13 protein-coding genes and 1 pseudogene are annotated in these 13,182 nt (G+C 65.8%); 1 reads left to right on the top strand and 13 read right to left on the bottom strand.

What is annotated here, in order from left to right; all coding sequences use genetic code 11:
• Nucleotides 1-199, top strand: a pseudogene (locus A5699_RS29885) (NADH-quinone oxidoreductase subunit M); the annotation flags it as partial.
• Nucleotides 200-351: 152 nt separating this feature from the next.
• On the opposite strand, the gene nuoL reads toward A5699_RS29885, so the two are convergent.
• The 13 genes from nuoL to A5699_RS11745 all read right to left on the bottom strand — a co-directional run bounded on the left by nuoL (nucleotide 352) and on the right by A5699_RS11745 (nucleotide 13,150).
• Nucleotides 352-2,244, bottom strand: a complete 1,893-nt coding sequence (gene nuoL / locus A5699_RS11805; RefSeq protein ID WP_067769388.1) for an NADH-quinone oxidoreductase subunit L — start codon at nucleotides 2,242-2,244, stop codon at nucleotides 352-354.
• A gap of 7 nt (nucleotides 2,245-2,251) precedes the next feature.
• Nucleotides 2,252-2,551: an NADH-quinone oxidoreductase subunit NuoK gene (gene nuoK, locus A5699_RS11800; protein ID WP_067769387.1), complete on the bottom strand. Its 300-nt coding sequence runs from the start codon at nucleotides 2,549-2,551 to the stop codon at nucleotides 2,252-2,254.
• A gap of 4 nt (nucleotides 2,552-2,555) precedes the next feature.
• A complete protein-coding gene (locus A5699_RS11795) occupies nucleotides 2,556-3,302 on the bottom strand; it encodes an NADH-quinone oxidoreductase subunit J (RefSeq protein WP_369806690.1) in 747 nt (248 codons plus the stop codon).
• An 11-nt stretch (nucleotides 3,303-3,313) separates the two neighbouring features.
• A complete protein-coding gene (gene nuoI / locus A5699_RS11790) occupies nucleotides 3,314-3,847 on the bottom strand; it encodes an NADH-quinone oxidoreductase subunit NuoI (RefSeq protein WP_067769383.1) in 534 nt (177 codons plus the stop codon).
• Entirely contained in the window at nucleotides 3,840-5,063 is a 1,224-nt protein-coding gene (nuoH, locus tag A5699_RS11785) for an NADH-quinone oxidoreductase subunit NuoH (protein WP_067769381.1), read from the bottom strand. Before nuoH ends, nuoI begins: the two co-directional genes overlap by 8 nt.
• A complete protein-coding gene (locus A5699_RS11780) occupies nucleotides 5,060-7,477 on the bottom strand; it encodes an NADH-quinone oxidoreductase subunit G (RefSeq protein ID WP_067769379.1) in 2,418 nt (805 codons plus the stop codon). Before A5699_RS11780 ends, nuoH begins: the two co-directional genes overlap by 4 nt.
• A gap of 92 nt (nucleotides 7,478-7,569) precedes the next feature.
• Complete coding sequence (gene nuoF / locus A5699_RS11775; protein WP_067769377.1) at nucleotides 7,570-8,886, bottom strand: NADH-quinone oxidoreductase subunit NuoF; 1,317 nt, start codon at nucleotides 8,884-8,886, stop codon at nucleotides 7,570-7,572.
• Entirely contained in the window at nucleotides 8,883-9,611 is a 729-nt protein-coding gene (gene nuoE, locus A5699_RS11770; RefSeq protein WP_157561205.1) for an NADH-quinone oxidoreductase subunit NuoE, read from the bottom strand. The genes nuoF and nuoE overlap by 4 nt, the downstream gene beginning before the upstream one ends.
• 61 nt (nucleotides 9,612-9,672) lie before the next feature.
• On the bottom strand, nucleotides 9,673-10,977 hold the full coding sequence (gene nuoD, locus A5699_RS11765) for an NADH dehydrogenase (quinone) subunit D (RefSeq protein ID WP_067769375.1): 1,305 nt from the start codon (nucleotides 10,975-10,977) through the stop codon (nucleotides 9,673-9,675).
• On the bottom strand, nucleotides 10,977-11,669 hold the full coding sequence (locus A5699_RS11760) for an NADH-quinone oxidoreductase subunit C (RefSeq protein ID WP_067769373.1): 693 nt from the start codon (nucleotides 11,667-11,669) through the stop codon (nucleotides 10,977-10,979). Before A5699_RS11760 ends, nuoD begins: the two co-directional genes overlap by 1 nt.
• On the bottom strand, nucleotides 11,666-12,220 hold the full coding sequence (locus A5699_RS11755) for an NADH-quinone oxidoreductase subunit B family protein (RefSeq protein WP_067769371.1): 555 nt from the start codon (nucleotides 12,218-12,220) through the stop codon (nucleotides 11,666-11,668). The genes A5699_RS11760 and A5699_RS11755 overlap by 4 nt, the downstream gene beginning before the upstream one ends.
• Nucleotides 12,211-12,579 carry an NADH-quinone oxidoreductase subunit A gene (locus A5699_RS11750; RefSeq protein WP_067769369.1) on the bottom strand — a complete coding sequence of 123 codons (369 nt, stop codon included), beginning with the start codon at nucleotides 12,577-12,579 and terminating at the stop codon, nucleotides 12,211-12,213. Before A5699_RS11750 ends, A5699_RS11755 begins: the two co-directional genes overlap by 10 nt.
• A 172-nt stretch (nucleotides 12,580-12,751) precedes the next feature.
• Nucleotides 12,752-13,150, bottom strand: coding sequence for a response regulator transcription factor (locus tag A5699_RS11745; protein WP_067769367.1), 399 nt, complete (start codon nucleotides 13,148-13,150; stop codon nucleotides 12,752-12,754).
• Nucleotides 13,151-13,182 lie beyond the last annotated feature (32 nt).

Below are 13,182 nucleotides of genomic sequence, written 5' to 3'. Positions count from 1 at the left end.
CTTGGCCGTGTCCCTGGCGGCGCTGGGCCTGGCCGGGGTGCTCGCCGTCGGCTTCGATCCGGGCGGCGAGCAGTACCAGTTCGTCGAATCACACCGCTGGATACCGTCATTCGGTACCGGTTACATTCTCGGAGTCGACGGGATCGCGTTGGCACTGGTCGTGCTCACCGCGGTACTGCTCGCCGCCCGGATCGAAGCCGACGGCGAGCACCCCGGCCAGGCCCAGCGCCGCCAGGGACACGGCCAACGCCAGCCATTTCGCCAGCGTCTGCTGCGCGGCCGGGACCAGCATCACGACGACCGCCCCGACCGTCGGGACCACCCACAACGCTGTCAACCACGGAACCGTACTCACCACAGTCGCACCGCCAGGATCGCCGCCACCACCAGGGCCGCTCCGCCCAGCATCGACAGTGCATAGGACCGGGCGAAGCCGGACTGGACCTGACGTAGCGTGTCGGACGTTCGAGTGACGAGAGCAGCCAGCCCGCCGGCGGTACCGTCGACAACCTTGTCGTCGACGGCGACCAGGGCTGCGGTGAGGGTCTGACCACCTCGCATGAACACCGCCTCGTTGAACGCGTCACCGTACAGGTCCTGTCGGGCCGCCACGGTCAGTGCCGACCCAGCGGGTACGTCAGCCGGAACCGGCCGCTGCGCATACATCCGGTAGGCCACCAAGATGCCGACGGTGACGACCGACAACACCACCACGGTGACCACCCAGGCCGGGACCGCATGATGTGCCTCGTGGCTGCCGACCACCGGTTCCAGCCAGTGCGCCAGCGTGCCGCCGATCGCCAGCGCCCCACCAGAGACCACCGAACCGACCGCGAGCAGGATCATCGGCCCCGTCATCACGGCCGGCGCCTCATGCGGATGAGCCTTTGACTCCCAACGCTTTTCGCCGAAGAACGTCATCAGCATCACCCGGGTCATGTAGAACGCGGTGATCCCCGCACCCAGGATGGCCGCTCCACCCAGGATCACCCCGCGCGCTCCACCGGCCCCCAACGCGGCTTCGATGATGCTGTCTTTCGAGAAGAAACCGGCCAGCGGTGGCACACCGATGATCGCCAGGTAGCCGAGCCCGAACGTGGCGAACGTGATCGGTAGGACCTTGCGCAACCCGCCGTAGCGGCGCATGTTCACCTCGTCGTCCATGGCATGCATCACCGATCCGGCGCCGAGGAACAAGCCGGCCTTGAAGAAGCCGTGGGTCAGCAGATGCATGATCGCGAACGCGTAGCCGGCGGGGCCGAGTCCGGCCGCCAGCACCATGTAGCCGATCTGCGACATGGTCGACGCGGCAAGGGCTTTCTTGATGTCGTCCTTGGCGCAGCCGATGATCGCGCCGAACAGCAGTGTCACCGCACCGACGATCACCACGCCGGTCTGCGCGGCCGGGGCGAGATTGAAGATCGGCCCGGACCGCACGATCAGATAGACGCCGGCGGTGACCATGGTGGCAGCGTGAATCAGCGCCGACACCGGCGTCGGGCCCTCCATGGCATCACCCAACCAGGACTGCAACGGCACCTGGGCCGACTTGCCGCACGCTCCCAACAGCAGCAGTAGGCCGATGGCGGTGAGCGTGGCCTCACTCAATGCCGGTGCGGCACTGAATACTCCGTCAAAGGAGATCGACCCGACGGCGGCGAACATGATCATCAGCGCGATCGCCAGGCCCATGTCACCGACCCGGTTGACGACGAACGCCTTCTTGGCCGCGGTGGCCGCCGACGGTTTGTGGGACCAGAACCCGATCAGCAGGTACGACGCCAGGCCCACCCCTTCCCACCCGGCGTACAGGCCCAGATAGTTGTCGGCGAGGACCAGCAGCAGCATGGCGGCCAGAAACAGGTTGAGGTAGGCGAAAAACCGCCTGCGGTCCACGTCATGGGCCATATAGCCGATCGAGTAGATGTGGATCAGCGAGCCGACACCGGTGATCAGCAGCACAAAGCACACCGACAACTGGTCAAGCTGCAGGCCGAAATCCACCTGGAGGCCGGCGACAGGGACCCAGGAGAACAAATTCTCGGAAAGTGCGCGGTGTTCACCGTCGCGGCCCAACATCTCGACGAACAACACGACGCTCACCGCGAAGGCGGCAAGCGCTGTGGCACACCCGAGCAGATGCCCCCACCGGTCAGAACGCCTGCCGGTGAGCAGCAGGACCGCTGCTCCGGCAGCAGGCAGGACGATAACGAGCCACACCGGGAGCCAATCAGTCAGCGTCATAGTGCCCTTAGTGCTTCAGCAGGCTGGCGTCGTCGACCGAGGCCGAGCGGCGGGTACGGAAGATGGTCATGATGATGGCCAGGCCCACCACCACCTCACAGGCGGCGACGACCATCGTGAAAAACGCCACCACCTGGCCGTCGAGCTGACCGTGCATGCGGGAGAACGCCACGAAGGCCAGGTTGGCGGCATTGAGCATGAGTTCGACGCACATGAACATGACGATGGCGTTGCGCCGCAACAGCACTCCGGCCGCCCCGATCGTGAACAACAGGGCCGACAGGTACAGATAATTGTCAGGATTCACTAAATCACCCCTCCCCGTTCCCCGAGCTGCTGATCGTGCGCTGCGAAAGTATGGCGCTGACCGACAACACCGCATCGGAGCCGTCGGGCAGCCGGGCCGGGACGTCGACGGCGTTATGTCGGGCGTACACACCGGGATTGGGCAACGGCGTCGGGTGCCTACCGTGCTGGAACCGTTCCACGGCCAGTTCCCGCTGGGTCTTACGACGCTCGAAACGTTCCCGGTGCGCCAGCACCATCGCGCCCAGCGCCGCGGTGATCAGCAGGGTGCTCGTCAACTCGAATGCCCATAGGTAGCGGGTGAAGATCAACGCGGCCAGACCTTCCACGTTGCCGCCGCTGTTGGCCTCGGCCAGACCGGTGAAACCGGCGACCGACACGTTGCCGATCCCGGCGATCAACAGGATGCCGAAACCGACACCCACCGCCAACGCCGCAAGGCGCTGTCCCCGTATGGTTTCCGTGAACGATTCGGTCAGGTCGACGCCGATGAGCATCAGCACGAACAAGAACAGCATCATCACCGCGCCGGTGTAGACGACCACCTGCACCACTCCGAGGAACAGGGCGTCCTGGGCGATGTAGAGGACCGCCAGGGCGATCATGGTGCAGGCCAGAAACACCGCGGAGTACACCGCTTTCGGGGCGGCCACCACACCGATGGCGCCCAGGACCGCCACGGTGCCCAGGATCCAGAACAGCACCGCTTCCGACGTCGAGGTCCGCGCCGCGTTCTCAGCGGCGAGCAACAGGACGTCCGGAGTCACTGGGCGTCCTGGGGCAGCGGGTTGATCCGGCCGAGGTAGTAATCGTCGTCGGTGCTGCCCGGCGCCATGTCGTGAGGAGGCGGCTGCATGCCCGGTTGCAGCGGCGCCAGCAGTTTGTCCTTGCCCCAGATCAGGTCGGAGCGGTTGTCGTCGGCCATCTCGTACTGATTGGTCATGGTCAGCGCACGCGTCGGGCAGGCTTCGATGCACAGTCCGCAGCCGATGCAACGCAGGTAGTTGATCTGGTACACGCGGCCGTATCGTTCGCCCGGCGAGAAGCGTTCGTCGGCGGTGTTGTCGGCGCCTTCGACGTAGATGGCGTCGGCCGGGCAGGCCCAGGCGCACAACTCGCAACCGATGCACTTCTCCAGGCCGTCGGGGTAGCGGTTGAGTTGATGTCGTCCGTGGTAGCGCGGTGCCACCGGGCCGGGCTTCTCCGGATACTCTTCGGTGAGCGGCTTTTTGAACATCGAGCCGAAGGTGACCGCGAATCCGGCCAGGGCGTCGAGGAATTTGGGCCTCTTAGACATCGATGGCCTCCTTTCCAGCATTCGGCAGCGGCGGTATCGGGTAGGCACCGGCGCTCTGCTCGGGTATCGGCGCCACGGATGTGCCGCGCAGCGTTTTCCACAGCGCGGCAGCCAGCAGCGCCACCACCACGACTGCGGTGGTCACCAGACCGGTGGCCCAGTTGTGGTAGCCGTGCTCGCGCAGGCTGTGGGTGACGGCGACGACCATGATCCAGACCAGCGACACCGGGATGAGCACCTTCCAGCCCAAGGCCATGAACTGGTCGTAGCGCAGCCGCGGCAGTGTCGCGCGCAGCCAGAAGTACAGGAACATGAACGTCCACACCTTGGCGACGAACCACAGCAGCGGCCACCAGCCGCTGTTGGCGCCGTCGATCAGGTTGAACGGGAAGGGGGCGTGCCAGCCGCCCAGGAACATGGTGGTGGCCAGCGCGGACACCGTGGTCATGTTGACGTACTCGGCGAGCATGAACATCGCGAACTTCAACGACGAGTACTCGGTGTGGAATCCGCCGACGAGCTCTCCTTCGGCCTCGGGCAGATCGAAAGGCGCCCGGTTGGTTTCGCCCACCATCGAGGTCACATACACGGCGAACGATGGCAGGAGCAGGAACACATACCAGGTCCGGTCCTGGGCGGCCACGATGCCCGAGGTGGACATCGTGCCCGCATACAGGAACACCGCGGCGAAGGACAACGCCATCGCGATCTCGTACGAAATCACCTGCGCGCTGGACCGAAGCCCACCCAACAGTGGATACGTCGATCCGGACGCCCAGCCGGCCAACACGATCCCGTACACCCCGATCGAGGTGACGGCGAGGATATAAAGGACCGCAACCGGAAGGTCGGTCAATTGCAGTGCGGTGCGGTGCCCGAACACCGATACCTCGCCGCCCATGGGGATCACGGCGAACGCCATGAAGGCCGGGATCACCGCGATCACCGGGGCCAGCAGATAGATGGGTTTGTCGATGCCGGCCGGGGTGAGGCCTTCTTTGAGGGCGAGTTTGACGCCGTCGGCCAACGATTGCAGCAGACCCCAGGGGCCGACGCGGTTGGGCCCGGGCCGCATCTGCATGCGGCCCAAGATTTTCCGTTCGATCAGGATCGCGGCGAGCACGGTCAGCAGCAGGAAGACGAACACACCGAGCGCCTTGGCCAGGATCAGCCACCACGGGTCGTGTCCGAACAACGTGGGGTCGGGATAGGTCATGAGACGGTCCGCGAAATCGACACCGGCGAAATGGACGCCGGCGAAATGGACACCACGGCCCCGGGGCTCACCCCGAGCTGCCGGTGGATCGCCGACCCGGGGGAGTTGGTGGGCAGCCATACCACGCGGTCGGGCATCTCGGTCACCGCCAGCGGCAAGGTGATCGATCCGCGATCGGTGCTGACGAGCACCGAGTCATCCGTTGATGCACCGATTTCGCACGCTGTGTTCGCCGAGATCCGCGCGACCGGGCCCACCGCGGTGCCGGCCAGATACGGTTCACCATCCTGAAGCCGTCCGGCGTCCAGCAGCAGCCGCCAACTGGCGAGAACGGCCTGCCCGGCACCGGGGGTGGCAAGTGGCTCAGCTGAGACCGACGGTGCGGCGGGGCGGGCTGCGGTCCACGCACCGAGCTGCGCCAGCTCATGGTCGGCGGCCTCGGCGCCGGTCAGACCAAGGTCGATGCCGATCTCATCGGCGAGATAGTGCAACACCCGTAGATCGGGGATGGCGTTGGTCTGCAGCGCCGGCATGAACGGCCGAATCCTGCCTTCCCAGTTGAGGTATGCGCCGCCTTTTTCGACCACCGGAGCCACCGGGAACACCACATCGGCCAGGGCGGTGACCTCGCTTTCGCGCAATTCCAGGCTCACCACGAACGGGGTGGCCCGCAGCGCCGCCAGCGCGGCGGCGGGATCTGGCAGGTCGGTGACCTCCACGCCGCCGACGAGGAGCGCCGAGAGCCGCCCGTCGGCCCCGGCCGCCACGATGGCGTTGGTGTCGCGGCCTCCGGTATCGGGTAGCTCATCGGTGTTCCACACCGCCGCAACCTGTGCTCGAGCCTCGGCATCGGCGACGGGGCGCCCGCCGGGCAGCAGGTTGGGCAGCGCACCGGCCTCCAACGCCCCGCGCTCACCGGCCCGCCGCGGAATCCAGGCCAGCCGGGCACCGGTCGCGTCGGCCAGCCGCGACGCGGCCGACAGCGCTCCCGGAGAGGTGGCCAGCCGCTCACCGATCAGGATGACCACGCCGGGGCGGCACAACCGCTCGTCATCGGCGAGCGCATCTAGTGCGACGGCTTCAGCCCCGGGGACCGTGGGGATCAGCGTGCCGGTCAGCTTGGTCAGCCCCCGGCTGGCGAACGGAGCAACCGCGAGGATCTGCAGGCCGTTCTTGCGGACGGCCTTGCGCAGCCGCAGAAAGACGATCGGCGATTCCTCTTCGGGCTCGAACCCGACGAGCAGCACCGTCGGCGCCTTCTCCAGCTCGGCGTACCGCAGCGTCATCGGCTGTCCGGCGACCCGGGACGCCAGGAATTCGGCTTCCTCGCCGGAGTGGGGGCGGGCCCGGAAATCGATGTCGTTGGTGTTCAGGACCATTCGCGCGAACTTCGAATACGCGTAGGCGTCCTGCACGGTGCACCGGCCGCCTACCAGCACCCCGGTGTTCGACCCGGCGGCCAGCAGGCCGGCCCCGGCCACGGTCAACGCCTCCGACCACGAGGCCGGACGCAACACCCCGTCCTCGCGGACCAACGGCGTGGTGATCCGGTCACCGACTGTTGCGTAGGTGAAGGCCCACCGGCCCTTGTCGCAGTTCCATTCCTCGTTGACCTCGGGATCGTCGCCGGCCAAGCGACGCATGACTTTTCCGCGGCGGTGGTCGGTGCGCTGCGCGCACCCCGACGCGCAGTGTTCACAGACGCTGGGGCTGGACACCAGGTCGAACGGCCGGGCCCGGAACCGGTAGGCCGTCCCGGTGAGAGCTCCCACCGGGCAGATCTGGACTGTGTTGCCGGAGAAGTAGGACTGGAACGGTTCGCCTGGGGCGATGCCGACCTGTTGCAGCGCACCGCGTTCCAGTAGGTCGATGAACGGATCGCCGGCGATCTGGGCCGAGAACCGGGTGCACCGTGCACACAGCACGCAGCGTTCGCGATCCAGCAGCACCTGAGCGGAAATGCTGATCGGTTTCGGGAACGTCCGCTTGACGTCCTCGAACCGGGTTTCCGGACGCCCGTTGGACATTGCCTGGTTCTGCAGTGGGCATTCCCCGCCTTTGTCGCAGATCGGGCAGTCCAGCGGGTGGTTGATCAGCAACAGCTCCATCACCCCGCGCTGTGCCTTGTCGGCCGCCTCGGAGCTGAACTGGGTGTGCACCACCATGTCCGGGCTGACCGTGGTGGTGCACGAGGCCATCGGCTTGCGCTGGCCCTCGACCTCCACCAGGCACTGGCGGCAGGCGCCGACCGGATCGAGCAACGGGTGATCACAGAACCGGGGGATCTGGATTCCCATCAGCTCGGCGGCGCGGATCACCAACGTGCCCTTGGGCACACTGACCTGCTCACCGTCGATCGTCAGCGACACCATCTCCACGGGTGGGGTGTCCTTGGTCGGCTCGGCCAGCGTCATGCACACCTCCCTTTCCTTCCGCGAGCAGACGCAAACCCGTACCTTTTTGGCGAAAAATGTACGGGTTTGTGTCTGCTCGCGGCAAAAAACATTCAGGCCCCCGCCCCTTCGGTGGCCATCACGGTCGAGGCGTGCGGATCGAACGGGCAACCGCCGTCCAGGTGCGCCACATACTCGTCGCGGAACTGCTTGATCGAGGACATGACCGGGCTGGCTGCGCCGTCACCCAAGGCGCAGAACGACTTTCCGAAGATGGTGTCGGAGATGTCGAGCAGCTTGTCGATGTCGGACTGAGTTCCAGCCCCGCTTTCCAGCCGCGCATAGATCTGGGCCAGCCAGTACGTACCCTCGCGGCACGGTGTGCATTTGCCGCATGACTCGTGGGCGTAGAACTGTGTCCAGCGCCGCACCGCCCGCACCACGCAGGTGGTCTCGTCGAAGATTTGCAGGGCCTTGGTGCCGAGCATGGACCCGACGGAAGCCATGCCCTCGTAATCCAATGGCACGTCGATGTGTTCGGCCGTCAACAACGGGGTCGACGAACCGCCCGGGGTCCAGAACTTCAGGGTGTGCCCGTCGCGTACGCCCCCGGCATAGTCGAGCAGCTCGCGCAGCGTGATGCCGAGCGGAGCCTCGTATTGGCCGGGCCGGTTGACGTGACCGGACAACGAATACAACGTGAAGCCCGGGGATTTCTCCGACCCCATCGAGCGGAACCAGTCCACTCCGTTGGCCATGATCGGTGGCACGCTGGCGATTGACTCGACGTTGTTGACCACCGTGGGGCAGGCATACAGACCGGCGACAGCGGGAAACGGTGGGCGCAAACGTGGTTGGCCCCGTCGGCCCTCCAGAGAATCGAGGAGTGCGGTCTCCTCACCACAGATGTAGGCGCCGGCACCGGCGTGCACCGTCACGTCCAGGTCGAAGCCCGAGCCGAGGATGTCCGCGCCCAGATATCCGGCAGTGTACGCTTCGGCGACCGCGGCCTGCAATCGACGCAACACCGGTACCACCTCACCGCGGACGTAGATGAAGGCGTGCCGGGCCCGGATCGCGTACGACGCGATGATGACGCCCTCGACCAGGAAGTGCGGCGTGGTCAGCAGGAGCGGAATGTCCTTGCAGGTGCCAGGTTCGGACTCGTCGGCGTTGACCACCAGATAATGCGGCTTGGCGCCGGCGCCTTCCTCGCCTTGCGGAATGAACGACCACTTGGTCCCGGTCGGGAACCCGGCACCGCCCCGTCCGCGCAGCCCAGAATCCTTCACCAGTGCGATCACATCATCCGGTCCCATTGCCAGGGCCCGCTGCAGACCGCGGTACCCGTCGTGACGGCGGTAAGTGTCCAACGTCCACGGTTCTGGTTCGTCCCAGAATCGGCTCAGTACCGGGGTCAGTGGCGTCATGCGGTCGGTCCTGCCTCCGGAGTGGCCATTCCGCGTTGCCGGGCTTCACGTAATCCCGCCAACGAGGCCACCCCCGGGGCACCGCCGGGAACGTGCGGGTTGTTCAGCCCGGCCAAGGTGCGCGCGGTTTCTCGAAAGGTGCACAGCGGCGCCCCGCGCGTCGGTGCCGGCGGTGTCCCGTCGCGTAATCCGTCGGCGAGATCCCGTGCCGACGACGGGGTCTGGTTGTCGTAGAACTCCCAGTTGACCATCACGACCGGGGCGTAATCACATGCGGCGTTGCACTCGATGTGCTCGAGGGTGACCCGACCGTCGGGGGTGGTTTCGCCGGCGTGGATGTCGAGATGATCTTGCAGCGCGTCCAGGATCGCGTCTCCGCCCATGATTGCGCACAGCGTGTTGGTGCACACCCCGACGAGGTAGTCGCCCGTCGGGCTGCGCCGGTACATCGAGTAAAACGTGGCCACCGCGATGACCTCGGCGTCGGTCAGATCCAACATCGTTGCGCAGAAACGGATTCCGGCCGGCGTGAGGCAACCGTCCTCGGCTTGAACCAGATGCAGCAGCGGTAACAGGGCGGAGCGGGCGTGAGGATAGCGGCCGATGATCTGTCCTGCGTCGACGGACAACCGCTCCGTCACGTCGTCTGGATACGCGGCGGGCCCGTTGATCGGCGGGCCCGCTTCATCGGGGCGTTGCCCCAGTTGAATGAAGACGTCCGTCATCCGTGCTGTCTCCTCTTCGCGCAAGCGCTCACAGGCTGTTTGTTCTTCGCGCAAGCGCTCATTAGCGGTCCACCCCACCCATCACCGGATCAATCGACGCCACCGCCGCGATCGCATCGGCGACCATGCCGCCCTCACACATCGCCGCCACCGCTTGCAGATTCGTGAACGACGGGTCGCGATAGTGCACCCGGTAGGGCCGGGTTCCGCCGTCCGATACCATGTGCACGCCCAGTTCACCGCGCGGGGACTCGACCGCGACGTAGCACTGTCCGGCCGGTACCCGGATCCCCTCGGTGACGAGCTTGAAGTGGTGGATCAGCCCTTCCATCGAGTGGCCCATGATCCTCGCGATGTGTTCGGGGGAGTTGCCCAGTCCATCGGGGCCCACCTTGAGATCGGCAGGCCAGGCCAGCTTCTTGTCGTTGATCATCACCGGACCGTCGCCCATCTTCTCGAGCCGGTCCACACACTGCTCGACGATCTTGAGCGACTCCCGCATCTCCTTGACGCGGATGATGTAGCGGCCGTAGGAGTCACAGCGGTCATCGGTGATCACGTCGAATTCATAGTCCTGGTAACCGCAATACGGTTGTGTGCGCCGTAGATCGTGGGGGAGCCCGGTCGAGCGCAACACCGGGCCGGTGATTCCCAACGCGATGCAACCGGTCAGGTCGAGGTACCCCACGCCGACGGTGCGGGCCTTCCAGATGTAGTTCTCGTTGAGCAGATCCTCCAAGTCGCCCAAGCGTTTCGGCAACAGATCGAGCAGCGCCCGCACCTGGCTGAGCGCGTCGTCGGGAAGGTCGGCGGCCAGCCCGCCCGGCCGGATGTAGGCGTGGTTCATCCGCAGCCCGGTGATCGACTCGAAGACCCGCAGGATCTCCTCGCGTTCCCGAAAGCCGTAGAACATCGCGCTCATCGCACCGAGTTCCATCCCGCCGGTGGCGAGCGCCACCAGATGCGAGGAGATGCGGTTGAGCTCCATGAGCATCACCCGGATCACGCTGGCGCGCGGTGGAATATCGTCGGTGACGCCGAGCAACTTCTCCACGCCCAGGCAGTACGCAGTCTCGTTGAAGAACGGCGAGAGGTAGTCCATGCGGGTGACGAACGTGACGCCCTGCGTCCAGTTCCGGTACTCCAGGTTCTTCTCGATACCGGTGTGCAGATAACCGATCCCGCAACGGGCTTCGGTGATGATCTCGCCTTCGATCTCGAGGATCAACCTGAGTACCCCGTGCGTCGACGGGTGCTGCGGTCCCATGTTGACCACGATGCGTTCACCCGCGTGCTCACGAGCCGCGGCCACCACGTCATCCCAGTCCTGTCCGCCGACCACCACGACGGGGGATTCGGTGCTCATCAGTTGTAGGACCTCCGCTGATCGGGCGGCGGGATCTGCGCGCCGTGATACTCGACCGGAATTCCGCCCAGTGGATAGTCCTTGCGCTGTGGGTGACCCACCCAGTCGTCGGGCATCTCGATGCGGGTCAGTGCGGGATGTCCGTCGAAGATGATGCCGAAGAAGTCGTAGGTCTCACGCTCATGCCAATCGGTGGTCGGGTACACCGCATACAGCGACGGGATGTGCGGATCGGCGTCCGGCGCCGCAACTTCCAACCGGATCCTGCGGTTGTGGGTGATCGACATCAGCGGGTACACAGCGTGCAGTTCGCGACCGGTGTCGCCGGGGTAATGCACACCGCTCACACCGAGGCACATCTCGAACCGCAGGTGCGGATCGTCGCGCAACACACTGGCGACCGCGGGCAGTTGCACCCGGCTGACCTCCAAGGTGAGTTCGTCGCGATAGACCACGACGCGTTCGATGGAGACCGCATAGCGTTCCTCGCCGAGTACCTCGGCGAGACGGTCGACCACCTCGTCGTAGTAGTGGCCGTAGGGCCGTGGGGAGCTTCCGGGCAACGCCACCGGACGCACCAGCCGGCCGTAGCCCGACGTGTCCCCGGTGCCCGACGCTCCGAACATGCCGCGACGGGTCCCGATCACCTCCCCGCCATCGGTGCCGGTGCCGTTCCCGTCGGGCCCGCTCACCGCAACAACCCCTTGAGTTCAATGGTCGGCGGCACGGCCAGCGCCGCCTGTTCGGCCTCGCGGATGGCCTCGGCACGGTTCACCCCGAGCGGCATCTGCTGAATCTTGTCGTGCAGCTTGAGGATTGCGTGCAGCAGCATTTCCGGCCGTGGTGGGCAGCCGGGCAGGTAGATGTCCACCGGAACCACATGGTCCACACCCTGGACCACCGCGTAGTTGTTGAACATTCCCCCGGATGAGGCGCAAACCCCCATGGCCAGTACCCATTTCGGCTCGGCCATCTGGTCGTAGATCTGCCGCAGCACCGGGGCCATCTTCTGGCTCACCCGTCCCGCCACGATCATCAGATCAGCCTGACGCGGGGTGGCCGAGAACCGTTCCATGCCGAACCGGGCGATGTCGAAGCGCGGCCCGGCCGTCGACATCATCTCGATTGCGCAACACGCGAGCCCGAACGTGGCCGGCCACAGCGACCCTTTGCGGACGTATCCGGCGACGGCCTCCACCGTCGACAACAGGATCCCCCCGGGCAGCCGTTCTTCTAGTCCCAATTCAGGCCCCCTCGCCGCCACACGTAGGCGTACGCCACGAACACCGTGAGCATGAACAGCAGCATCTCCACCAGCGCGAACAACCCGAGACTGTCGAAGGCCACGGCCCAGGGGTAGAGGAAGACGATTTCGATGTCGAAGACGATGAACAACATCGCGGTCAGGTAATACCTGATCGGCATGCGCTGGCCGGTCACGCCGGCCGCGCCGGGCTGCATCGGCTCGATACCGCACTCGTAGGCCTCGAGCTTGGACCGGTTGTACCGACGTGGGCCGATGACGAGCGCGATTCTGACGGACACCACGGCGAAGGCGGCCGCAATCGCTCCGAGAACCAGGATGGGCGTGTACAAACTCATGCCGCGTATCGCTCCCTCGCCTGCTTGTCGATGTGAGCTAACCCACAGCCTAGCGAGCTTTGCGGTCTACGCCACTCATTTTGGTTAGTATCGTTTCATATCGAGGCAGCGTGTCGCTGCGGCCACAGCTGTGCCGTGAACAGTCAACGGCAGCAGGGAAATTCGCTGAAAATCACCGCACCGACGCGCGCAGCAGCGACACCACTGCGTCGCCCAGGCGGATCGGGTCGATCGGGTGCGGCACCGCGGCCTCGGCCTGTGACCAGCTAGCCAGCCAGGCGTCGTCGGGCCGGCCGGTCAGCACCAGGATGGGCGGACACTCGGCGACCTCGTCCTTGAGTTGCTTGGCCACGCCCATGCCCCCGGCCGGGGTGGCCTCGCCGTCGAGAATGGCCAGATCGATGCCCCCGGCGTCCATCTGCGAGACCACTGCGGGTGCGGTCGCGATGTCGAGGTATTCGAGCTCGGGGAGGTCGGGGTGTACACGTTTGCCAAGGGCGAGTCGTACCTGTTCGCGGGTGCGCGGATTGTCGCTGTACACCAGGATGCGCAGCGGCGCGGTGCCGGCCATGGTGCCGATGCTACTGCTGACGACGCCTCACA

The organism is Mycobacterium sp. E802, assembly GCF_001666875.1.
Classification (GTDB): Bacteria; Actinomycetota; Actinomycetes; order Mycobacteriales; family Mycobacteriaceae; genus Mycobacterium.
The sequence above is the reverse complement of the archived record's forward strand: the minus strand, read 5'-3'. Positions and strand labels throughout refer to the sequence as shown.